The sequence below is a fragment of the Shinella sp. CPCC 101442 genome (genome assembly GCF_024704725.1).
Taxonomy (GTDB): Bacteria; Pseudomonadota; Alphaproteobacteria; order Rhizobiales; family Rhizobiaceae; genus Shinella.
In genome coordinates this window covers 596,329-616,755 of sequence record NZ_JALIQS010000002.1, presented here as the reverse complement: position 1 = coordinate 616,755, position 20,427 = coordinate 596,329, and the positions used below count along the sequence as shown (strand labels likewise).

Here is a 20,427-nt window from a genome sequence, read left to right as displayed (position 1 = left end):
TGGAGCATGATCAAGAGCTTCGCCGACCGGGAGACAGAATTGATCTGGTCCGGCCGGAAAAGCCGGCGGCTTCCGGCCGATATGCAGGCGATTGCCCTGCGCAAACTGCGTATGCTGCACGCCGCGCAGACGGTTACAGACCTGCGCGTGCCGCCTGGCAATCGGCTGGAGCTTTTGAAGGGAAATCTGGCCGGGCTTTATTCGATCCGGATCAATGACCAGTGGCGGCTGTGCTTCGGCTGGTCGCAAGGAGATGCCGTTCATGTCCGCATCATCGACTACCATGATTGACGATAACTTGCTGCCCAATCCGCATCCCGGCGATATCCTGCTTGAGGAGTTTCTCGAGCCGATGGAGATCAGCCAGAATGCACTGGCCCGCGCGGTGCATGTTCCGCCCCGCCGCATCAACGAGATCGTGCTCGGCAAGCGACAGGTGACGGCCGATACCGATCTGCGGCTCACACGCTATTTCGGTCTCTCGGAAGGCTACTTCCTGCGCCTGCAGGCCGAATTCGACCTGATGCAGAAGCGCCGCGAAATCGGCCGGGACCTCGACCGCATCGTGCCGCGTGACGCCGCCTGATCAGGCCTCAACAATCTCCACATCCAGCTCCCGATAGGGCGAGAGCGTCTCCGGCGCCAGCCCGCCCGGTACGATGAGGCCGGTGGCGGAAGCTGTCGGCATGATCTTCCAGGGGGAGGCGCGGCCGAGTTTTTCGGCGGTCAGCAGCACCCAGGTGGCGGCGGCGTTGTCAGTGATGATGCGCTTCGTGGCGGCTTCCTCCATGTCTCCGGTGGTGAGGCCGTGCGTCGGGTGGGCGGCGGTCACACCCATGAAATAGAGGTCGGCCTTCAGGCCGCGGATCGCCTCCAGCGCGGATGCGCCCATCGCCACCATCGAATGTTTGTAGAGCCGCCCGCCGATCAGCACGATCTCGGCGGTCGGGTGGCGTTCGAGTTCGCAGGCGATGGTCGGGCTGTGCGTGACGACCGTGAAGGCGAAGTCGCGTGGCAGCGCGCGGGCAAGCGCTGCCGTCGTCGTGCCGCCGTCGAGAAAGACCACCTGACCCGGCTCGATCATCGCCGCCGCGCGGGCGCCGAGGGCTGCCTTCTCGTCCGGCGCGAGTGTCTGGCGCACCGCCAGACCCGGCAGCGGCGGGACAAGCGGCAGCGCGCCGCCATGCACCCGCTTCAGCAGTCCCTCCGCCGCCATTTCCCGAAGGTCCCGGCGGATCGTGTCTTCCGAAAGATTGAGCTCCGCCGCGAGCGTCTTGGCGACGATCTCGCCGTCGCGGGTGAGGCGTCGGGTAATGAGCGCCTTTCTCTGGCTGGTCAGCATGCGTGCGCACTCCATCTTGACTCTGCACGAAATTACACGAATAATCATGAAATATCCAGAATAATCCGGATATTTCATGTAATTGTGTGGAGTAAGACATGTTGATCCTGATCGCCGGCCCCTACCGCTCGGGCACCGGGGACGACCCGCAGAAGATGGCGGAGAATTTGAAGCGGCTGGAAGCGCCGTCCTATGCGCTGTTCAAGGCCGGCCACTTGCCTGTCATCGGCGAATGGGTGGCGCTGCCCGTCTGGCATGCGGCCGGCGGCGAGGTGATCGGCGACGCCCTGCACGAGGAGATTTTTTACCCGACGGCGCATCGTCTGCTCGAACTCTGCGAAGGCGTGCTGCGACTGCCGGGCGACAGCAAGGGGGCCGACAACGATGTGCGCATCGCCCGCGAACGCGGCATTCCGGTCTGGCACCGGCTGGAAGATGTGCCGGGTTGCGCGGCGGCGTAATTTTTTCGAAGACCTTGTCGGGAAGGGGCCGCGTGTTACGTCCTTGTGGCATGACGGGAGAACACACCCCGCATCGCCAACAACAAGGAGGACTTCCATGCGCATGATCTTCGTCAACCTGCCCATCAAGGATTTGCCGGCGACCCGCCGCTTCTTCACGGCCCTCGGCTTTTCCTTCAACGAGCAGTTCTCCGACGACACCGCCGCCTGCATGGTGGTGGACGAAAACATCTTCGTCATGCACCTGACCGAGGAGAAATTCGCGCAGTTCGTCACCGGCAAGGTCGGCGATCCCGAACAGCAGACCCAGGCACTCACCTGCTTTTCCGCCACCAGCCGCCAGGAGGTCGACGACTTCAAGGCCAAGGCGCTCGCCGCCGGCGGGCGCGAATGGAAGCCCAACATCGAGTTCGGCCCCATGTATGGCTGCTCTTTCCAGGACATCAACGGCAATGTCTGGGAGTTCATGCATATGGATCAGTCGGGCGGCCAGGGCTGACCGATCCCGCTTGAAAAAGGGCTGCGCCTGATGGCGCAGCCCTTTTTGCTCAGTCGTCGTGGCTATGCGCTTCCGCAACGAAGCTCAGCGTCGCCGTATAGCCGACAAGGTCCGCCTTGGGGTCGTTCTCCAGCGGCACGGTGTGATCCACAGCAAGCACGTTGAGCCCATCGTTGCGGATCGCCACGATCACCTCGCCGTCGGCATCCGTCGGCTCGCTCTTCAGCGACGCCTGGTTGACGTAGTCGAGCGTCACCACGGCGCCGGCGAGCGGCTTGCCGTCGTGGAGAACGCGCAGCCGGATCGGGTCGCCGGCCTTGCGGCCGATCGGGTTGTCCAGCGGCAGGATCTGCAGGTCCTGTTTGGGGAAGGCAGGGAGCGCGCCGTGGGCGTGGAGGAGCGAGAGGCTGTTCTTGATGTAGTGGCCGGCCGCCTTGGCATCCACCACCTTGTCCTTGGCCTCGTTCACCCATTTGCCATCCGTCTTCTCCGTCCAATAGCCGTTGTCGAAGGTCATGAGAATGGCGGCAGGTTCCCCTTCCGGCTTCAGGATCGCGTGTTTTTCGCGCTTGTCGACCTCGACCGGCGTCGTGGCGCCATCCTCGGCAATGGCGAGCGCCTGCGTGATGCGCGCGGGATCATAGGGGTCGTCGCCTGCGCCATGACCGTAGACGACGCCGAGATTGCCCCAGCGCTCAGCCACCCAGGCGCCGTGCGCTCCGGCCGCAAGCGGAAGAGAAAGGACGAGCGCGAGCGCGCCCGAAACAGCGAGAATCTGCTTCAGCATTCTGGTCTCCAGATTGGTAATGTTATTACGTTACTGAGTTGGTCTAACCTTCATTCACACGGCCTGTCAAGCGGGTGAGGCGGGAGGTCAGTCGCGCTGCTTGCGCAGTTTCGCCGAAGCCTTGAAGCGCCAGGATTCGGTGAGGCGGTGCAGGAGTTCCGTGTCGTCGACAAGGGCGGCGCGGACCAGGAGTGCGGGCCAGCCGCGATAGTGATCGGTCTCGTAGTAGAGTTCGGGCGCCATTTCGATGAGGCGTTCCTTGTCGTCGAGCGGAACCATCAGCACCAGCGTATCGGCATCCTTGATCCGCATGAAGAGCTTGCCCGCCACCTTCAGCGCAGGCGTGCCGTAGGACGTTCCGGTCTCGACGCCGGGCAGGTCTTGGGCAAGGCGTTGGAGCCGCGCCAGAAGCGGATCATCGGACATGCGAAATCCTCCCCGCCCAGGTTACACCGGAGCGGGGAGGACCGCGAGGGGGAGGATCAGTTGCGGCAAGCCGTTTCGCTGGCGCGGGACTGTGTCCGGAAAAGGCCGAAGGGCAGGTCGCCGAGTGCACGTGCATCCATCGCCTCGATCGCGGGATGGGCCAGCGGGTCGCGCATCCAGACAGGGGCATTCGCAGGCTCGACCTCGGCCTGCAACGCCTGCTTGATCGTGGAGAAAATCTTGAACATTGCCTTCTCCTTGCGGTTTGCTACCATTGACGATGCCTGATAGTCGCGCCGAAAGGCCTTTTGCGCAATCGAGCACTTCATGACAGGGATATAGAAAAACTATATGCGGAACCTCAGCCTCGTGCATCTGAACGGCCTTCGTGCGCTGGAGGCGGTGGGGCGGCTCGGCTCGTTGCAGGCGGCGGCCGAGGAACTGGGCGTCACCATCGGTGCCGTCAGCCAGCAGGTCATTCGCGCCGAGCAGCAATTGGGTCGGGCGATCTTCGACCGGACCAATCGCGGCCTTCAGCATACGGCGTTCGGTGTGCCCTTCCTCGCGCGCCTTTCGGCGGGTTTCGGGCAGATTTCCGAGGCCGTCGCGACAACGCAGCGCCGCGACGATGCTATCCTGACGATCTCGGTCGCGCCGATCTTCGCCTCGCGCTGGCTCATCCATCGCATCGACCGCTTCGCGCAGGCCCACCCCGATATAAGCCTGCGCATCGAGGCGACGACGACGCTGGTAGATCTCGCCCGCTCGGATGTCGATCTCGGCATCCGCGTCGGGCCGGGCAGCTGGCCGGATGTGACGGCGGAATTTCTGATCCCGCAGATCATGTTCCCCGTCTGCGCGCCGGCGCTGGCGGAACGGATAAAGACGCCCGAGGACCTTGCCACGCAACCGGCCGTCATCGATGGCAACGATGCCTTCACCTGGGAGCTCTGGCTGAAGGCCGCCGGTCTCGACATCGCAGCGCCGAAGGCACGCCACGTCTTCTCCGACGCGTCGCTCTGCCTCGATGCTGCCCTGGCGGGGCAGGGGGTGCTGCTCGCCTGGCCGGTGCTGGCCTCCTGGGCGCTGAAGGAAGGGCGGCTTGTCGCGCCGTTCCCCATAAGGGTGCAGACAGGAAACGGCTATTATTTCGTGACGGCGCCCGGTGTTCCCGAGCCTCGAAAAGTCTCGCTGTTCAAGCGGTGGCTGCGGGCCGCCCTCGCCGAGGACGAGGACGGTTTTGCCGGCGCGATCATTCCAGCTCTTTCGAACGCGTCTCCATCATCGCTTTGAAGGCGGCGCGGGACTGGCAGCGTTCCAGCCATGCCTTGACGTTGGGCGCGCCGTCGAAAAGCTGCGGCTGGCTCATCGCATAGCGGAAGACCTCCGCGACATTGAGGTCGGCCACCGTGAACCTGTCGCCCACGACATGGCCGGTTGCGGCGAGATGCTCATCCAGCCGCTGGAAGCATTTCTTCAGCGCCTTGGCCGCGCCACGGATGACAAGGCGCCCGGCTTCGCTTTCGGCCGCATTGGTATCCAGCGTCAGGATGATTTTCACCGCATGCGGCTCCACCTCGGTCGCCGCCCACATCGTCCATTGCAGCATCTCCGCCTCTTCCGTCACCGTCTGGCCGGAGAGCGGGCCGCCGTGTTTGCGGGCAAGGTAGAGGTTGATCGCCAGCGACTCGGTCATCACGAAGCCGCCGTCGTCGATGCAGGGAATGAGGCCGGTCGGGTTGACGGCGAGGAAATCCGGCGACTGCGTGTTGAGCGGCGCATCGGCCGCCTGGGGATCGTCGACCCGGCGCGCCTGGACGACCGGCACGGACACGAAGGGCAGGCCGAGTTCACCGGCGAGCCAGTAGTTGCGTGAGGCGCGCGAGCGGTAGACGCCGTAGATGCTGAGCATGGATCCTCCAGGGGCAGGCGGGGTTTTCCCGCCGGGCTTGCGATAGAACAATGTGACGCGGAGCCTTCAGCCCTAGAAAGGACGAAGCGCACGCAACCATCAGGCACAATAGGAGGCCGGCTGGTCGCGCGGTAGGCCGATCGCCTGATCGATCGATGAATTGTCGTGATGGCGGAAGGCCACCTTTGCCGCATTGACCTCTCGCCGGCATGGGGCTATGGGCGAAAGGGTTCGCGATTTCGCGCACGGGGATACGGGATGAACCGAGGGATGACACATTGGGGGCTTTGCCTGCGCATGCTTTGCGCGGTCGCCCTGCTGTTTGTCGGTTTCGCCCATCGCCCCGCCATGGCCGCGATGCCGGCCGGGCTCGAGATGGCGCAATATGTCCTGCCGGACGGTTCCATTGCCGATCTCTGCCTGAACGACATGGTCGATGGCAAGACGAAGCAGGCCGTGCCCGGCAAGTGCGACGCCTGCCGCATCGGCGGCGCCATGCTGACGCCGGAGCCTGCCACGTTCGCGGTGACGGTTCTCACCTTCCGCCGTATCGCGGCGCTGCCGCTCGTCGAAGAGGCGCTTCGTTCCAAACGCGATCGGCCCGGCGCGCCGCCGCGCGCGCCTCCCTTCCTGTCCGTCTGATTTTTGCAGTCTGCGCGGCGAAAAACCGTCGCGCGTCCGAAATCCAGTCTGACAGGACCGTTTTCATGTCCGTAATCTCCGATGCGCCGGCCGCCGCCGCTGCCGAACCCTCCGCGCTTTCGCAGCGCCTCTACCGCGCGATCTGGCGCTGGCACTTCTTCGCCGGCCTTCTCGCCGTGCCCTTCATGATCAGCCTCGCCATCACCGGCGGGCTCTACCTCTTCAACGACGAGATCGACGCCAGCCTTTTCCGCTACCGCAACTATGTCGCTGTCGGCGATGCGGCGCTGCCGCCGTCGAAGATCGTCGAAACGGCGATCGGGGCCGTGCCCGGCGGCGCCCTCGCGTCCTACCGTACCCCGGCCGGTGCCGATCGCTCCGCCCGCGTGACGCTGTCGACCGACGCCGGCCGCCAGCTGGTTTTCGTCGATCCCTACAATGGCGCCGTGCTCGACACGGTGGGCGCGACGGAAGAGTTCAACCAGGTGGTGGAGGACCTGCACAGCCTCGATTACTTCGGCACCTCGTGGGAGCGCATCATCGAGGTGGTCGCGGGCTTTGCCATCGTGCTCACCCTGACGGGCATCTATCTCTGGTGGCCGCGCAACCAGACGGGCGGTGTTCTCAGCGTGCGCGGCACGCCGAAAAAGCGCGTCTTCTGGCGCGACCTGCATGCCGTCACCGGCATCTTCGCCAGCGTCGTCATCCTGTTTCTTGCCTTCAGCGGCCTGCTCTGGTCGGGTTTCTGGGGTTCGAAGGTCAATGCCACCCTGACCGCCAACGGCATGGGGTATCCGGTGCAGCTCTGGGACAATGTTCCCCATTCCATGCTGATCACCACCGACGTGCAGCCCAAGGCCTCCTGGCTGATGGAAAATGCCCCGGTGCCTGAATCGAGCCTGCCCGCCGGCGGCCAGACGGCGCTGCCGTCGATCGGCCTCGACAATGCGGTGACGATCGCCGATGCCGCCGGCATGCTGCCGGGCTACGAGATGTCGCCGCCGTCAGGCGAGACCGGCGTCTATACCGCCGCGATCTACCCTGCCGATCTGCAATACGAGCGCACCATCCATATCGATCAATATTCCGGCGAACGCCTCGTCGATATCGCCTTCGGTGACTATCCGGCGACGGGCAAAGCCATCGAATGGAGCATCAATCTGCACAAGGGGCAGGAATGGGGCCTGTTCAACCAGCTCCTCATGCTCTCCACCTGTTTCATCGTCATCGCGATGAGCGTGTCGGCGGTCGTCATGTGGTGGAAGCGCCGCCCCGCCGGCCGCATCGGCGTGCCGCCGGCGCCGCGTGAAAAGCGCATCTATCTCGGCCTGTGGGCGATTGCCGGCGTCTTTGGCGTGCTGTTCCCGCTGACGGGCATCACGATTGTCGCCATGATCCTCTTCGACCAGATCGTCATCCGCTCCGTGCCGCCGCTGCGGCGCATCTTCTCCTGATCCCGCACACCGAAAGGACATTTCCATGAAACGCATCCTTGCAACCTTCGCCGCGCTGGCACTCTCGGCCTCGGCGGTTCTCGCCCATGACTTCACGACGGGCAATCTCGAAATCCACCACCCGGCCTCGAAGGCGACGCTGCCCGGCCAGCCTGTCGGCGGCGGTTTCATGACCATCACCAACAAGGGCACGGACCCCGACCGGCTCGTCTCGATCACCGCGCCGGATGTGTCGGACGACGTGCAGATCCATGAGATGGCCATCGAGAACGACGTGATGAAGATGCGCCAGCTGCCGGACGGTGTGGAAATCCCGGCCGGCGCCAAGGTCGAACTGAAGTCCGGCGGGCTGCATGTCATGTTCATGAAGATCAAGCATCCCTTCAAGGAAGGCGACAGCTTCAAGGCGACGCTCAACTTCGAGAAGGCTGGCGCCGTGGACGTCAATTTCAAGATCGAAGCCGCCAAGCCGGGCAATGCCGGGGGCGGTGAGGGCGCGGCCAACCATGAAGGCCACGGTGGCTGAAGAAAGCGGATGAGGGGGCAGCCTGGATACCGCCCCCTCATCCACCATGGCGTCTCTCCGTTCGGGCAAGAAGAAGAGACGCATCGGGGGACGGGCGCTCAGCCCGTCCGGTTCCGTTCGATCGTCAGATGCGCGTAGCCGGACGGTTCGCTGGCGAGGTCGCCGGTGGTGCGCTCGTTCCAGCGATAGCCCGCGATCGCGCCATTGGGCGTGTCCTCGAAGATGTTGCCGGAGATGAGCGCGGAGCCCGCCTCCTCGACGACAGTGACGGCGCAGCCGACCGGGCTCTGGCGCACGAGATTGCCGGAGACGACGAGGCCCCGCATATAGGGCCCCCAGCCGAGCATCAGGCCCCATTTCGGCGCGTTTTCCACCGTGTTGCCGGAAACGACCGTATCGGCCTCCACCGCGATGCCGAAGCCGAAGCCCGCGCCGTCGTGGACATAGGGTCCGTCGAGCCTGAGGTTGCGCACGACGTTTCCGGTGACGGTGGCAAGCCTGCCGCCCTCGTTGAAATTGACGATCAGGATGCCGTTCGCCGCACCGTCGACGAGGTTGCCGTTGACGATGGCGCCCTCGAAGCCAAATTCCGAATAGATCGCCGTCTCGCCGCTATCGAGGCAGGTATTGCCCGAAATCTGGATGTTAGAGCCGGCATTGGCGCGGATGGCCGAAAAGGCCGAGCCGGAGACATGATTGTTCGTCACCATCACGCCGTCGGCGCGAAAGATGTTGATGCCGTTGCCATATTCGCCGGTGCCGCCGCGCGTGGCGGAGATGCGGGAGATGCGGTTGCCGGAGATGATCGAGCCGTCGCGGCCCTTCTGCCAGCGGTGGACAAGGATGCCGCCATTGCCGCAGTCGAAGACCTGGTTGCCGGTGACCGACAAGTCGTGGCTCTCGACGGCGTAGAGCGCATAGTCCGCCGCGCCCGAAAGCCGGTTGCGCTCGATGCGCCCGCCGGAGCGCTCCAGGCTGACGGCGGTCTTCGAGGAGCCCTGGATCTCGCAGTTCTCGATCACGACATTGGCGACGTTGCTGAGATGCACGAGGCCTTCGACCGTATCGCCGAGCCAGCGGTTCGCGCCGTCGATGACGAGATCGGCAAGCTCGATCCGGCCGACGCCATCGGCGGCAAAGAGATGGCCGCCGCCGCCATAGATGATGCGCGTGGCGCCCGCAACGCCTGTCAGCCGCGTATTGTCGGGCAGCATGATGTTGGAAATCGCATAGTCGCCGGGCGGCAGGAAGACCGGCATGTTCTTGGCGGCGGCTTCCTTCAGCAGCTTTTCGAAGACCTTGCTCTTGCGGTCGTCCGCGCCGGGGCGGATGCCGTGCGCCGACGCATCGATGCTGCCGCGCAGATCGACGTCGACGATCGGCAGGTGCGTACCGCCGGCCGCCGCCGGGGTTGCGAGACCGGCTGCTGCGCCAAGACCGAGACCTGAAAGAAATAACCGTCTGGTAACCATGGAAGCTCCTTGCCGGAAAGCAGAGCAGGAACCGTGCCAAGTGGTTCTGTGTCGAAACGGAACAAATCGGATGTTGCTCGCCGAGGTTGTCGAAAACGTACCGAGAAAGGCCGGATTGGCGGCATTTCGCGGGTTTCCTTTAGGTTTGGATAACGACTCTAGGTGTAGCGTTGGCTGTCCGGGAAGAGGCGGCGGCAGGCTGCGTTCTTCCTCGCGTTTGGGCTTTGCAGGGATTCATGTCGACGAAACTGTCCCACCTTGGCAATGAAGACGCCGACGCGACCGCGCGCCTGATGTCCGCCAGTCAGCGCCTCATCACGGAGGCGGCGCGGCTTTTTCCGCTCGCCTCCGCGCAGAACGAGCGCACGATGTGGCTGGAGGCCATGATCGACGAGGTGCCGGACTACCTCTATTTCAAGGACCGCAACAGCCGGTTCGTCGTCGCCAACCGCGCCATCGTGAACGACAACTGGCGCGAGGGGCTGGAGAGCCTCGAAGGTTTTTCCGATTTCGACATCCACCCCGACCATGTCGCCCGCGGGTTCTTCGAGACCGAGCAGGAGATCATCCGCACCGGCCGGCCGATGCTCGACATGGAGGAGCTGATCCGCGATTCCAATGGCAAGCTCAAATGGCTGCTCACCTCCAAGCTGCCGGTGCGCGACCATGGCGGCGAGGTGATCGGCATCGTCGGCATCGCCCGCGACATCACCGAGCGCAAGCGCTCCGAAAGCCTGCATGTCGGCCAGGCGCATCTTCTGAAGATGATCGCCCTCGGTTCGCCGCTCGTCGATGTCTTCTCCTCGCTCATCCTGCTGATCGAAGCGCATGTGGCCGATGTCACCGGCTCGATCCTGATGCTGGCGCCGGATGGCAAGCACATCATCAATGGCGCCGCGCCGAACCTCGATCCCGCCTATTGCCGGCTGATCGAGGGCGTCGAGATCGGCCCGGCCGTGGGCTCCTGCGGCACGGCCATGTGGCGGGCAGAACAGGTCATCGTCTCCGATATAGAAACCGACCCGCTTTGGGCGGGCTACAAGGCGCTCGTCGCGCCCTATGGTTTCCGCGCCTGCTGGTCCGCGCCGATCCGCTCCTACCAGGGCAAGGTGCTCGGCACCTTCGCGCTCTATTCGCGCACGCCCGGTGAGCCGTCCGCAGAATGCATGAAGCTCGTCGGCATGGCGACGCATATTGCCGGCATCGCCATCGAGCGCAAGGAGGCCGAAGACAGCATTCAGTTCATGGCGCATCACGACACGCTGACGGGCCTGCCGAACCGCAGCATGCTCGACGAGCGCGTGGCCTCGGCCATCGAGGCGGCGGACGACCGCGGCGGCACCATGACGCTCGCCTTCATCGACCTCGACAATTTCAAACTGGTGAACGACAGCCTCGGCCACCATGCCGGCGACGAACTCCTGAAGATCGTCGCCACCCGCATGCTGCGCTGCGTGCGCGCCAGCGACAGCATCGTGCGCCTTGGCGGCGACGAGTTCGTCATTCTCATCAGTCGCGCCATGCGGCGCGGCGAAAGCGTGGAAGACCGGCTGCGTGCCGTGCGCGAGGCGATCGCCGAGCCCGTGGTGATCGAGGGGCGCTCCTTCCAGGTCACCTGTTCGATGGGCGTCGCCGCCTATCCGGAGCATGGCCGCAACGTCACCGAACTGCTCGCCCGCGCCGATGCCGCCATGTACCGCGCCAAGGAAATCGGCCGTGATGCCATGCAGGTCTTCACCGCCGAGCTGGCCAACCGGGCGCATGAAAAGCTGCAGCGGCAGGAGGAACTGCGCCGCGCGCTGGCGCAGGGCGAACTGTTCTTGCAGTACCAGCCGCAGATGGACCTTTCGACCGGCCGCATCTTCGCCGTCGAGGCGCTGATCCGCTGGCGCCATCCCGAACGTGGTCTTGTCGGCCCGGGCGATTTCATTCCGCTGGCCGAGGAAACCGGCCTCATCGGCCCGATCGGAGACTGGACGCTGCGCGCGGCCTGCCGGCAGAACAAGGCCTGGCAGATTTCCGGCCTGCCGCCCATTGTGGTCAGCGTCAACGTCTCGGCCCGCCAGTTCCAGGAGAAGGACTGGGTGGAGCGCGTGGCGGCGGCGCTGGAGGAAAGCGGGCTGGAGGCGCGCTATCTCGAGCTGGAGCTTACCGAAAGCCTGATCATGCAGGATGTGCAGCAGGCGGTGGAAACCATGCACCGGCTGGAAAAGCTCGGTGTGCATCTCGCGATCGATGATTTCGGCACGGGCTATTCCAGCCTGGCTTCGCTGAAACGTTTCCCCGTCGGTCGCCTCAAGATCGACCGCTCTTTCGTGCAGGACCTGCCCGAGGATGGCGACGACGCGGCGATCGCCCGCGCCGTCATCTCGCTTGCCCATACGCTGCAGCTGCGCGTCATCGCCGAGGGTGTGGAAACCAAAGATCAGGTCGATTTTCTGCGCGAGGCGGGCTGCGACGAGATCCAGGGTTTTTATCTGAGCCGCCCCATCGACGCCCGCGCCCTCCAGGCGATCCTCTGCATCCCGAACCTCTGACAAGGCAGGCCGTGCAGGCTTTTCGCTCTTGACATTGTTATGTTGATATCAACAGTAAGGATCATGTCCAACGACGTGCTGATTCCTTACGAAACGACGCTTTTCGTGCGTGACCACTGCCTGTGCCTGCATGCGCAGCGCGCGGCCCGCGCGCTCGCCCGCCGTTTCGACGATGCGTTGCGCCCGCTCGCGCTGACCAACGGCCAGTTCTCCCTGCTGATGGCGCTGAACCGCCCCGAGCCGCCGCCGATGGGGCCGGTCGCCGCCGTGCTCGCCATGGATCGCACGACGCTGACGGCCGCGTTGAAGCCACTCGAACGCCGCGGTCTCGTGCGCGTCGAAGCCGATCCGCGCGACCGCCGCGGCCGGCTGCTGCGGCTGACGCCGGACGGTCGGCGCCTGCTGACGGATGCCTTTCCGATCTGGAAGGAAACCCACGAAAAGATCGATCGCCAGCTTTCCGCCGTCGACATGGCGACGCTGCGCGCCGGCATGGTGGCAATCGCCTGAGCGCCACTGGAAGAGCGCGCCAAAGCCGCTATCTTTGCTTCCATGAAGCCCGATCAACTCCTCAGGCCGGCGCCCGCCGGCCTTTATTGCCCTGCCGGCGATTTCTACATCGACCCCGTCCGCCCCGTGGCGCGGGCGCTCATCACGCATGGCCATTCCGATCACGCGCGCGCCGGCCATGGCGCGGTGCTGGCGACGCGCGAGACGCTGGATATCATGGCGATCCGCTACGGCGAGGATTTTTGCGGCACGATGCAGGCGGCTGCCCTCGGTGAGCGAATCGATCTCGGTGGCGTCACCGTCTCCTTCCATCCCGCCGGCCATGTGCTCGGTTCCGCGCAGATCGCCGTCGAGCAGGCAGGCCTGCGCATCGTCGCCTCGGGCGATTACAAGCGCGGCGCCGACCCCACCTGCACGCCCTACGAGCCGGTGCCCTGCGACGTCTTCATCACTGAAGCGACCTTCGGCCTGCCGGTCTTCCACCACCCCGATCCGAAGGCCGAGACGGGCAAGCTTCTCACTTCGCTTCGCCAGTTCCCCGAGCGCAGCCATCTCGTCGGCGCCTATTCGCTCGGCAAGGCGCAGCGCGTGCTGCGGCTCCTGCGCGATTGCGGTTACGATGCGCCGATCTACATCCACGGCTCGCTCGCCCGCCTTTGCGACTATTATGTCAGCCGCGGCATCGCGCTTGGCGACCTGCGTCCGGCCACGCTGGAAAAGGGCGACCCGACCGACTTTCGTGGCGCGGTCATCGTCGGTCCACCATCGGCCTTCGCCGACCGCTGGGCACGGCGCTTCAACGAACCGCTGATCGCGTTCGCCTCCGGCTGGATGATGATACGCCAGCGCGCCAAGCAGGGCGGTGTCGAACTGCCGCTCGTCATCTCCGACCATTGCGACTGGCCGGAACTGACCGAGACGATCCGCGAACTTGCACCGCGCGAGGTCTGGGTCACGCACGGCCGCGAGGAAGCGCTCGTGCGCTGGTGCGAACTATCAGGCCTGCCGGCCCGCCCGCTGCATCTCGTCGGCTATGAAGACGAGGGGGATTGATGCGCGCCTTCGCCACCCTGCTCGACCGCCTCGTCCTCACGCCCTCGCGCAACGGCAAGCTGAAGCTGCTCGCCGACTACTTCCGTGACACGCCCGATCCCGACCGGGGCTATGGCCTTGCCGCCCTTGCAGGCACGCTGGACCTCAAGAGCGTCAAGCCGGCGCTCTTGCGTGAACTCGTGCTGGAACGCATGGACGAGGTGCTGTTTCGCTACTCCTACGACTATGTCGGAGACCTCGCCGAAACCATCGCGCTCGTCTGGGACCAGGAGCGCAAGGAGCGCATGCCGGGCGAGGCCGAGCCACGGCTCGGCGCCGTCGTGACACGCATGAATGCGCTTGGCCGCACGGACGTGCGCGGCGCGGTACGCGATCTGCTCGACCGGCTCGATCCCTCGGCCCGCTTCGCCTTCCTCAAGCTGGCGACCGGGGGGCTGCGCATCGGTGTTTCCGCAAGGCTTGCCAAGCAGGCGCTTGCCGAGTTTTCCGGCATGGACGTCACGGAAATCGAAACGCTGTGGCACGGGCTGCAGCCGCCTTACGAATCCCTCTTCGCCTGGCTGGAAGGACAGGCCGACCGGCCGGTTCTGGCGACGCCGGCGATCTTCCATTCCGTCATGCTCGCCAATCCCGTGGGCGAGGGCGATCTTGATAATCTGGATCCCGCCGATTTCGCCGCCGAATGGAAATGGGACGGCATTCGCGTGCAGATGTCGTCATCCGGCTCGACGCGCAGGCTCTATTCCCGTTCCGGCGACGATATTTCCGCGGCCTTTCCCGATGTGCTCGACGCCATCAATTTCGAGGGCGTTGTGGACGGCGAATTGCTGGTCGGCGGCACGGCGCGCACGAACAGCCCGACGCGCACCTTCTCCGATCTCCAGCAGCGCCTTAACCGCAAGACGGTCACGAGCAAGATGCTCGAGGCGTTTCCGGCCTTCGTGCGCGCCTATGACGTGCTGTTCGAGGGCGAGGCGGATATACGCCCCGCTCCCCTCGCCGAGCGCCGCGAGCGGCTTGCCGACCTCATCGAAAAGGCGCCGCACGACCGTTTCGACCTCTCGCCGCTGGTACCCTTCACGAGCTGGCAGGAACTTGAAACGATCCGTCGCGACCCGCCCGATCCGGTGATCGAGGGCGTGATGATCAAGCGGCTCGACAGCGCCTACCAGGCCGGCCGCATGAAGGGGCCGTGGTTCAAGTGGAAGCGCGATCCGTTCAATGTGGATGCGGTGATGATGTATGCCCAGCGCGGCCACGGCAAACGCTCGAGCTACTATTCCGACTTCACCTTCGGCGTCTGGACCGAAGGGCCCGATGGCGATGTGCTGGTGCCGGTCGGAAAAGCCTATTTCGGTTTCACCGATGCGGAACTGGAGGTGCTCGACCGCTATGTGCGCGACAATACGACCGAGCGCTTCGGCCCTGTTCGGGCCGTCCGCGCCGAACCCGCCCACGGTTTCGTGCTGGAGGTCGCCTTCGAGGGGATCAACCGGTCCACCCGCCACAAATCCGGCGTCGCCATGCGCTTTCCCCGCATCGCGCGGCTGAGGCAGGACAAGCTGCCGGCCGACGCCGATCGGCTGGAAACGCTGATGGCGATGGTCGAGGCCAAGGAGAGCTAGCCTTGCGCGGCAGCGCTGGTTCCGTAGCCGAAGAGCATCGAAACCCAGAAGAAGAAAGTGCAGGCCAGCACGACGCCGCCGGCGAAGATGCCGGCCGAGAGATTGTATTTCCGCCCGAAGAGGGCTGCGACGGCAACCGGGCCCACGATGATCATCAGCAGGTGCCAGGCGTGGAAGTAGATCGGAAGACGCGGCGAGCCGAAATTGTAGTGGTTCACCGTGGCGCAAAAGACCCAGCCTGCGACGATCGCGGATAGAAGCGGCCAGATCGCAGCGGCAACGAGAAGCCCGTAACGGCGGTACAACCGTCGTGCCTCGGCAAAGGTGAGCACAAAGCCGAGCGCCAGCCCTAGCCACGCGATCAGCGGCATGTCAGAGCCCCAAAACCGAAAGGTCCGGCCCGAGCGGCACGATGCGGTTCGGGTTGAGCGCCTTGATCGAATAGTAGCCGTGCTTGATGTGGTCGATATTGACCGTTTCGCGCACGCCCGGAAGGTCGAGCACCCGCTTCGTGTAGGCCGAGAGCGCCGTATAGTCGGCCAGGCGCTGGCGGTTGCATTTGAAGAGGCCGAAATAGGCGGCGTCGAAGCGGATGAGCGTGACGAAGAGGCGGATATCGGCCTCGGTGAAGGTGCTGCCCGTCAGGAACGCGCGACCATCGGCAAGACGGTTTTCCAGTTCGTCCAGCATGGCGAAGACGCCCTGATAGGCTTCTTCGTAGGCGGCCTGCGTGGTGGCGAAGCCGGCGCGGTAGACGCCGTTGTTCAGCGCGGGATAAATGCGTTCGTTGAGGGCGTCGATTTCGGCGCGCAGCGCCTCCGGATAAAGATCGACGCTCTCGTCCGCCAGCGCGCCGAAACCGCTGTTGAGCATGCGCACGATATCGGCGGACTCGTTGTTGACGATGGTCTTCTTTTCCTTGTCCCAGAGCACGGGCACGGTGGCGCGGCCGGTGAAGGTCGATGCGGCACGCGTGTAAAGTTCGTGCATGTAGGTCGCGCCGTTGAGCGCGTCGCGGTTGGAACCCGGAAAATCACCGAACTGCCAGCCCTGGTCGGACAGCGCCGGCTCGACGATCGAGATGGAAATCGCATCGTCCAGCTTCTTCAGCTTGCGGGCGATCAGCGTGCGCGAGGCCCAGGGGCAGATCAGCGCGACATAGAGCTGATAGCGGCCCTTGGCGGCGGCAAAGCCGCCTTCGCCGGTCGGGCCGGCGCTGCCATCAGGCGTCACCCAGTTGCGGAAGCTCGAAACCTGCCGCACGAAGCCGCCCTTGGCGTCCGTCGCCTGCACCGGCTGCCAGTCTTCCGTCCATTTGCCATTGACCAGCATTGCGTCACCTCACGTCGTTTGATCGTGCATCCGGAGTAACGCCCGCGCGCGAAAACGGCAATTCCGCCGCCGATTGACACAGCGTTCACTTCTTAGGTCATCAGCCGGTCGATGAGCGCCGAAGCGGCATCCGCGATGACGGTGCCGGGCGGGAAGATCGCATCTGCGCCGGCCTTTTCCAGCGCGGGAAAATCCTGCGGGGGAATGACGCCGCCGACCGCGATCAGCATGTCGCGCGCCCCGCGCTTGACGAGGGCGGCCTTCAGCTCCGGCACCAGCGCCAGGTGGCCGGCGGCAAGCGAGGAGGCGCCGACAATATGCGCGCCCTCGCGGATGGCGAGATCAGCCACTTCCTCCGGCGTCTGGAACATGGCGCCGACGATGACGTTGAAGCCGAGGTCGGCGAAGGCAGTCGCGATCACCTTCTGACCACGGTCATGGCCGTCCTGTCCCATCTTGGCGACGAGGATCGCGGGCTTTTCACGCTTCAGCTTTTCGAAGGCGGCGACCTTGTCGACGGCCGTGTTGAAGGCGCGGTCGTTGGCGCCCATTTCTTTGCGATAGACCCCGGAGATGGTGCGGATTTCCGCGACATGGCGGCCGAAGGCCTTTTCCAGCGCCAGCGCGATCTCGCCCACCGTCGCGCGGGCACGCGCGGCCGTCACGGCGAATTCCAGGAGGTTGCCGTCGCCGCTTTTCGCCACGTCGGTCAGCCTGTCGAGCGCGCTTTCGGCGGCGGCCGTGTCGCGCGTGCCCTTGAGCTGCTGGAGTTTTGCCAGCTGGCGGGCCCGCACCTCGGAATTGTCGACCTTCAGCACATCCACCTCGATGTCGCGCTCGGGCCGCGAGAAATTGACGCCGACGACGGTCTGCTGGCCCGAATCGATACGTGCCTGCGTGCGGGCGGCGGCTTCCTCGATCCTGAGCTTGGGAATGCCCTTTTCGATGGCCTTCGCCATGCCGCCGAGCGCTTCGACTTCCTCGATATGGGAGAGGGCGCGCGCCGCGAGATCATGCGTCAGCCGCTCGACATAGGCCGAGCCACCCCAGGGATCGATGATGCGCGTCGTGCCGCTTTCCTTCTGCAGCAGGATCTGCGTGTTGCGGGCGATACGGGCGGAGTGGTCGGTCGGCAGCGCCAGCGCCTCGTCGAAGGAGTTGGTGTGCAGCGATTGCGTATGGCCCTGCGTGGCCGCCATCGCCTCCACCATGGTGCGCATGACGTTGTTCATCGGGTCCTGCGCCGTCAGCGACCAGCCGGAGGTCTGGCAATGGGTGCGCAGCGCGAGCGACCGGGCATCCTTGGGCGCAAAATTCCTCTTCATCAGTGCCGCCCAGATCAGGCGGGCGGCCCGCATCTTCGCGACTTCCATGAAGAAGTTCATGCCGATCGCCCAGAAGAACGAAAGCCTGGGGGCAAAAGTGTCGATGTCGAGCCCGGCGGCAACGCCGGCGCGGGCATAGTCGATGCCGTCGGCGATAGTGTAGGCAAGCTCCAGGTCCGCCGTCGCACCCGCCTCCTGCATGTGGTAGCCGGAGATCGAGATGGAATTGAACTTCGGCATGCGCCGGCTTGTATAGCTGAAGATGTCGGAGATGATCCGCATCGAGGGCTGTGGCGGATAGATATAGGTGTTGCGGACCATGAACTCCTTCAGAATGTCGTTCTGGATGGTCCCGGACAGCTTGCCCTCGGAAACGCCCTGTTCCTCGGCGGCGACGATGAACAGCGCCATGATCGGCAGCACCGCGCCGTTCATGGTCATCGACACGCTCATCTCGTCGAGCGGGATGCCGTCGAAGAGCTGGCGCATGTCGAGGATGGAATCGATCGCCACGCCCGCCATGCCGACATCGCCGGCCACGCGCGGATGGTCGCTGTCATAGCCGCGATGGGTGGCAAGGTCGAAGGCGACGGAGAGGCCCTTCTGCCCGGCCGCGAGGTTGCGGCGGTAGAAGGCGTTGGACTCCTCCGCCGTCGAGAACCCGGCATATTGCCGGATCGTCCAGGGCTGCTGGACGTACATGGTCGGGTAGGGGCCGCGCAGATAGGGGGCCGCACCCGGCCAGGTGTCGAGATAGGACAGGCCTGCGAGGTCCGCGGCGCCATAGGCGCCACGGACGGCGATGCCTTCCGGTGTGAGCCAGGAAGCTTCACCGGTCTTGGCGCCGGGGGCAGCGGCTTTCGACCAGGCGACCGTCGAAAAATCGGGAATCCGGCTCATGCTGCGGCTCCTGCATCGAGATCGGCAAGCAGTACGGGCTTGAGCCCCGTGGTTGCGGCGGCTTCCGCCAGCGGCCCGAGCACGGTGAACGGCCGTTCCTGCTTCAGCGGAAACAGCGTGGTCCCGACGATGGGCTTTGCCTTGCGGCCCGCACGCGCCGTCTCCACCAATGCCTTGATCCTGCCTGAGGCGATGGCGGCGGAGAGGCCGCCGTCCCTTTCGATCCCGGCAAACAGCGCCCATGCCTTTTCCGCCAGCGCATCCGTCAGTGCCTCGATACCACCGGCACCGGCTGCGGGATCGGCGACATGCGCGAGATTGCTTTCGGTGATCAGCACGACCTGCGTGTTGCGCGCGATGCGACGGGCAAGCGGATCGGGCACGCCGAGCGCCAGCGTGTGCGGCAGCACGGTGATCTCGTCCGCTCCGCCCGTGCCGGCGGAGAAGACGGCGATGGTGTTGCGCAGGATGTTGGTTTCCGGATCGAGCCGCGTCAGCATGCGCCAGCTCGTCTCGGCATGGAGATGGGCGGGCTGCGGTTCGGAGATGCCGCAGGCAGCCTGCATGCGGGCGTGAATCCGCCGCGCGGCGCGCAGCTTGGCCGTGGTCAGGAACTGGTCCTGATCGGCGGCGAGCGACAGGCCCGTCAGGGCGAAGGCGGCTTCGGGCGCAACGCCCGATGCGTCGAGGAGGCGCAGGATTTCGGCGAGGGCCGCAGCGGCGACGGCAAGCTCCAGCGCTTCTCCGGCGCCTGCATTGTGCGCCAGCCGCCCGTCAGCATTGAGCACGGTGCCGGAAAAGCCGAAGCCGGCCAGTTCCTTGACCAGGACTGCGAGGTCCGTCGTGCCGGATGCGGTGCCGGCAAGGGCTGCACTGAAGGGATCGAGGCCGAAATGCACCGGCGCTTTCCGCGCGCCGGCCGAATCGAGCGCGCGGGCGAGCGTGCCGGCAAGCACCCGCTCGGCATACGGGGCTTCGAGGCGCAGCGAAAAGGGGGCGGCGGCGCGCGACGCGGCGGTCTTGCGGAAGGCGGTTTCGTCGCCGGCCGTCAGCCCCGCGCCATGGGCGCTCACGCTGCCGGCAAAGACCAGCGTTATGCCGGTCGCGCCGTTTTCGAGGTCGTCGGCCATCTGGGCGCGGGCGCGGGCAAGGTTCGCGTCGTCACGGCGCTGGTTGACGGTCCAGGCGTCGCCCGCATGCGGCGTGCCGGCATGGTTGTGGGCGAGGGGCTGCGCATCGTCGCAGCGGGTGTAGATCGGGCGGATCGGCAGGCCGTCGTCGCTTTGCGAGACCAGCGTCGCGTCGAAATCGGCGCCTTTGAGGGCTTTTTCCGCCAGGGTGCGCCAGCCGGCCTCATCGATGAGCTGAAAGCCCGCCTCGGTCAAAATGCTCGCGTCCATCCCGTCGCGGTCTCCGTTTCCCGGCATTCATATCCATTCGGGATACAGGGTAAAGAACCACTTTGGTAGAGTACATGCGTTGCCACAGTCCGGGGAAAAGCTCACGCGCAAGCCTCGATCCAGCCGCAAATGCCACAATTAGGGCAGGGTTGTGGACCTAGTTTGCGCTTCGTTAGTTAGTGATTCAGCCTCCTCGTTCATCCTGCCTTTCCGTCAAACGGATA

At 65.0% G+C, this 20,427-nt stretch carries 22 protein-coding genes; 12 read left to right on the top strand and 10 right to left on the bottom strand.

Going from position 1 to position 20,427, the window contains the following annotated elements; translation table 11 throughout:
• Window positions 1-6: 6 nt before the first annotated feature.
• Together MUO32_RS08270 and MUO32_RS08265 are read left to right on the top strand one after the other, a co-directional pair.
• Window positions 7-291, top strand: a complete 285-nt coding sequence (locus MUO32_RS08270; protein WP_257947735.1) for a type II toxin-antitoxin system RelE/ParE family toxin — start codon at window positions 7-9, stop codon at window positions 289-291.
• Window positions 263-586, top strand: a complete 324-nt coding sequence (locus tag MUO32_RS08265; protein WP_257947734.1) for a HigA family addiction module antitoxin — start codon at window positions 263-265, stop codon at window positions 584-586. Before MUO32_RS08270 ends, MUO32_RS08265 begins: the two co-directional genes overlap by 29 nt.
• On the opposite strand, the gene MUO32_RS08260 is transcribed toward MUO32_RS08265, so the two are convergent.
• Entirely contained in the window at window positions 587-1,342 is a 756-nt protein-coding gene (locus tag MUO32_RS08260) for a DeoR/GlpR family DNA-binding transcription regulator (protein ID WP_257947733.1), read from the bottom strand.
• Window positions 1,343-1,440: 98 nt separating this feature from the next.
• Between MUO32_RS08260 and MUO32_RS08255 the strand changes: the two genes are divergently transcribed.
• Together MUO32_RS08255 and MUO32_RS08250 are read left to right on the top strand one after the other, a co-directional pair.
• The gene (locus tag MUO32_RS08255; protein ID WP_257947732.1) at window positions 1,441-1,803 is read left to right on the top strand and encodes a DUF4406 domain-containing protein; all 363 of its coding nucleotides are present in this window, start codon (window positions 1,441-1,443) and stop codon (window positions 1,801-1,803) included.
• Between the two features lie 97 nt (window positions 1,804-1,900).
• On the top strand, window positions 1,901-2,302 hold the full coding sequence (locus MUO32_RS08250; protein ID WP_257947731.1) for a VOC family protein: 402 nt from the start codon (window positions 1,901-1,903) through the stop codon (window positions 2,300-2,302).
• Window positions 2,303-2,351: 49 nt separating this feature from the next.
• Here the strand turns inward: MUO32_RS08250 and MUO32_RS08245 are convergent, their stop codons facing one another.
• The 3 genes from MUO32_RS08245 to MUO32_RS08235 form a co-directional block, all read right to left on the bottom strand.
• The gene (locus tag MUO32_RS08245) at window positions 2,352-3,089 is read right to left on the bottom strand and encodes a DUF4198 domain-containing protein (RefSeq protein ID WP_257947730.1); all 738 of its coding nucleotides are present in this window, start codon (window positions 3,087-3,089) and stop codon (window positions 2,352-2,354) included.
• 87 nt (window positions 3,090-3,176) lie between these two features.
• Complete coding sequence (locus MUO32_RS08240) at window positions 3,177-3,515, bottom strand: MmcQ/YjbR family DNA-binding protein (RefSeq protein ID WP_257947729.1); 339 nt, start codon at window positions 3,513-3,515, stop codon at window positions 3,177-3,179.
• Between the two features lie 56 nt (window positions 3,516-3,571).
• Window positions 3,572-3,763, bottom strand: a complete 192-nt coding sequence (locus tag MUO32_RS08235) for a hypothetical protein (RefSeq protein ID WP_257947728.1) — start codon at window positions 3,761-3,763, stop codon at window positions 3,572-3,574.
• 103 nt (window positions 3,764-3,866) lie between these two features.
• On the opposite strand from MUO32_RS08235, the gene MUO32_RS08230 reads away from it, so the two are divergent.
• The gene (locus MUO32_RS08230; protein ID WP_257947727.1) at window positions 3,867-4,808 is read left to right on the top strand and encodes a LysR substrate-binding domain-containing protein; all 942 of its coding nucleotides are present in this window, start codon (window positions 3,867-3,869) and stop codon (window positions 4,806-4,808) included.
• On the opposite strand, the gene MUO32_RS08225 is transcribed toward MUO32_RS08230, so the two are convergent.
• Window positions 4,768-5,427, bottom strand: a complete 660-nt coding sequence (locus MUO32_RS08225; protein ID WP_257947726.1) for a glutathione S-transferase family protein — start codon at window positions 5,425-5,427, stop codon at window positions 4,768-4,770. The genes MUO32_RS08230 and MUO32_RS08225 overlap by 41 nt on opposite strands.
• 258 nt (window positions 5,428-5,685) lie before the next feature.
• Here MUO32_RS08225 and MUO32_RS08220 point away from each other — a divergent pair, with 258 nt between their 5' ends.
• The 3 genes from MUO32_RS08220 to MUO32_RS08210 all read left to right on the top strand — a co-directional run bounded on the left by MUO32_RS08220 (window position 5,686) and on the right by MUO32_RS08210 (window position 8,049).
• The gene (locus MUO32_RS08220) at window positions 5,686-6,069 is read left to right on the top strand and encodes a hypothetical protein (protein WP_257947725.1); all 384 of its coding nucleotides are present in this window, start codon (window positions 5,686-5,688) and stop codon (window positions 6,067-6,069) included.
• 74 nt (window positions 6,070-6,143) lie between these two features.
• Entirely contained in the window at window positions 6,144-7,523 is a 1,380-nt protein-coding gene (locus MUO32_RS08215; RefSeq protein WP_374708630.1) for a PepSY-associated TM helix domain-containing protein, read from the top strand.
• A gap of 25 nt (window positions 7,524-7,548) precedes the next feature.
• Complete coding sequence (locus MUO32_RS08210) at window positions 7,549-8,049, top strand: copper chaperone PCu(A)C (RefSeq protein ID WP_257947723.1); 501 nt, start codon at window positions 7,549-7,551, stop codon at window positions 8,047-8,049.
• Between the two features lie 98 nt (window positions 8,050-8,147).
• Here the strand turns inward: MUO32_RS08210 and MUO32_RS08205 are convergent, their stop codons facing one another.
• On the bottom strand, window positions 8,148-9,521 hold the full coding sequence (locus tag MUO32_RS08205; RefSeq protein WP_257947722.1) for a TIGR03808 family TAT-translocated repetitive protein: 1,374 nt from the start codon (window positions 9,519-9,521) through the stop codon (window positions 8,148-8,150).
• Between the two features lie 236 nt (window positions 9,522-9,757).
• On the opposite strand from MUO32_RS08205, the gene MUO32_RS08200 reads away from it, so the two are divergent.
• The 4 genes from MUO32_RS08200 (at window position 9,758) to MUO32_RS08185 (ending at window position 15,246) form a co-directional block, all read left to right on the top strand.
• Window positions 9,758-12,058, top strand: a complete 2,301-nt coding sequence (locus MUO32_RS08200; protein WP_257947721.1) for an EAL domain-containing protein — start codon at window positions 9,758-9,760, stop codon at window positions 12,056-12,058.
• Between the two features lie 63 nt (window positions 12,059-12,121).
• A complete protein-coding gene (locus MUO32_RS08195; RefSeq protein ID WP_257947720.1) occupies window positions 12,122-12,568 on the top strand; it encodes a MarR family winged helix-turn-helix transcriptional regulator in 447 nt (148 codons plus the stop codon).
• Between the two features lie 42 nt (window positions 12,569-12,610).
• Window positions 12,611-13,621, top strand: coding sequence for a ligase-associated DNA damage response exonuclease (locus tag MUO32_RS08190; protein ID WP_257947719.1), 1,011 nt, complete (start codon window positions 12,611-12,613; stop codon window positions 13,619-13,621).
• Window positions 13,621-15,246 (top strand): cisplatin damage response ATP-dependent DNA ligase, encoded by a 1,626-nt coding sequence (locus MUO32_RS08185; protein WP_257947718.1) that lies wholly within the window; start codon window positions 13,621-13,623, stop codon window positions 15,244-15,246. The genes MUO32_RS08190 and MUO32_RS08185 overlap by 1 nt, the downstream gene beginning before the upstream one ends.
• Here the strand turns inward: MUO32_RS08185 and MUO32_RS08180 are convergent.
• The 4 genes from MUO32_RS08180 to MUO32_RS08165 form a co-directional block, all read right to left on the bottom strand.
• On the bottom strand, window positions 15,243-15,617 hold the full coding sequence (locus MUO32_RS08180; RefSeq protein ID WP_257947717.1) for a hypothetical protein: 375 nt from the start codon (window positions 15,615-15,617) through the stop codon (window positions 15,243-15,245). The two genes, MUO32_RS08185 and MUO32_RS08180, sit on opposite strands and share 4 nt — an antisense overlap.
• Window position 15,618: 1 nt before the next feature.
• Complete coding sequence (locus tag MUO32_RS08175) at window positions 15,619-16,578, bottom strand: glutathione S-transferase family protein (protein WP_257947716.1); 960 nt, start codon at window positions 16,576-16,578, stop codon at window positions 15,619-15,621.
• A 92-nt stretch (window positions 16,579-16,670) separates the two neighbouring features.
• Window positions 16,671-18,803 (bottom strand): methylmalonyl-CoA mutase, encoded by a 2,133-nt coding sequence (gene scpA, locus MUO32_RS08170; RefSeq protein ID WP_257947715.1) that lies wholly within the window; start codon window positions 18,801-18,803, stop codon window positions 16,671-16,673.
• Complete coding sequence (locus tag MUO32_RS08165; RefSeq protein ID WP_257947714.1) at window positions 18,800-20,203, bottom strand: methylmalonyl-CoA mutase family protein; 1,404 nt, start codon at window positions 20,201-20,203, stop codon at window positions 18,800-18,802. Before MUO32_RS08165 ends, scpA begins: the two co-directional genes overlap by 4 nt.
• Window positions 20,204-20,427 lie beyond the last annotated feature (224 nt).

What these genes read in the sequence shown, in the direction of transcription:
- MUO32_RS08270 (WP_257947735.1), top strand. Translation starts at nt 7, where the DNA reads ATGATCAAGAGCTTCGCCGACCGGGAGACAGAATTGATCTGGTCCGGC.
- MUO32_RS08265 (WP_257947734.1), top strand. Translation starts at nt 263, where the DNA reads ATGTCCGCATCATCGACTACCATGATTGACGATAACTTGCTGCCCAAT.
- MUO32_RS08260 (WP_257947733.1), bottom strand. Translation starts at nt 1,342, where the DNA reads ATGCTGACCAGCCAGAGAAAGGCGCTCATTACCCGACGCCTCACCCGC.
- MUO32_RS08255 (WP_257947732.1), top strand. Translation starts at nt 1,441, where the DNA reads ATGTTGATCCTGATCGCCGGCCCCTACCGCTCGGGCACCGGGGACGAC.
- MUO32_RS08250 (WP_257947731.1), top strand. Translation starts at nt 1,901, where the DNA reads ATGCGCATGATCTTCGTCAACCTGCCCATCAAGGATTTGCCGGCGACC.
- MUO32_RS08245 (WP_257947730.1), bottom strand. Translation starts at nt 3,089, where the DNA reads ATGCTGAAGCAGATTCTCGCTGTTTCGGGCGCGCTCGCGCTCGTCCTT.
- MUO32_RS08240 (WP_257947729.1), bottom strand. Translation starts at nt 3,515, where the DNA reads ATGTCCGATGATCCGCTTCTGGCGCGGCTCCAACGCCTTGCCCAAGAC.
- MUO32_RS08235 (WP_257947728.1), bottom strand. Translation starts at nt 3,763, where the DNA reads ATGTTCAAGATTTTCTCCACGATCAAGCAGGCGTTGCAGGCCGAGGTC.
- MUO32_RS08230 (WP_257947727.1), top strand. Translation starts at nt 3,867, where the DNA reads ATGCGGAACCTCAGCCTCGTGCATCTGAACGGCCTTCGTGCGCTGGAG.
- MUO32_RS08225 (WP_257947726.1), bottom strand. Translation starts at nt 5,427, where the DNA reads ATGCTCAGCATCTACGGCGTCTACCGCTCGCGCGCCTCACGCAACTAC.
- MUO32_RS08220 (WP_257947725.1), top strand. Translation starts at nt 5,686, where the DNA reads ATGAACCGAGGGATGACACATTGGGGGCTTTGCCTGCGCATGCTTTGC.
- MUO32_RS08210 (WP_257947723.1), top strand. Translation starts at nt 7,549, where the DNA reads ATGAAACGCATCCTTGCAACCTTCGCCGCGCTGGCACTCTCGGCCTCG.
- MUO32_RS08205 (WP_257947722.1), bottom strand. Translation starts at nt 9,521, where the DNA reads ATGGTTACCAGACGGTTATTTCTTTCAGGTCTCGGTCTTGGCGCAGCA.
- MUO32_RS08200 (WP_257947721.1), top strand. Translation starts at nt 9,758, where the DNA reads ATGTCGACGAAACTGTCCCACCTTGGCAATGAAGACGCCGACGCGACC.
- MUO32_RS08195 (WP_257947720.1), top strand. Translation starts at nt 12,122, where the DNA reads ATGTCCAACGACGTGCTGATTCCTTACGAAACGACGCTTTTCGTGCGT.
- MUO32_RS08190 (WP_257947719.1), top strand. Translation starts at nt 12,611, where the DNA reads ATGAAGCCCGATCAACTCCTCAGGCCGGCGCCCGCCGGCCTTTATTGC.
- MUO32_RS08185 (WP_257947718.1), top strand. Translation starts at nt 13,621, where the DNA reads ATGCGCGCCTTCGCCACCCTGCTCGACCGCCTCGTCCTCACGCCCTCG.
- MUO32_RS08180 (WP_257947717.1), bottom strand. Translation starts at nt 15,617, where the DNA reads ATGCCGCTGATCGCGTGGCTAGGGCTGGCGCTCGGCTTTGTGCTCACC.
- MUO32_RS08175 (WP_257947716.1), bottom strand. Translation starts at nt 16,578, where the DNA reads ATGCTGGTCAATGGCAAATGGACGGAAGACTGGCAGCCGGTGCAGGCG.
- scpA (WP_257947715.1), bottom strand. Translation starts at nt 18,803, where the DNA reads ATGAGCCGGATTCCCGATTTTTCGACGGTCGCCTGGTCGAAAGCCGCT.
- MUO32_RS08165 (WP_257947714.1), bottom strand. Translation starts at nt 20,203, where the DNA reads ATGGACGCGAGCATTTTGACCGAGGCGGGCTTTCAGCTCATCGATGAG.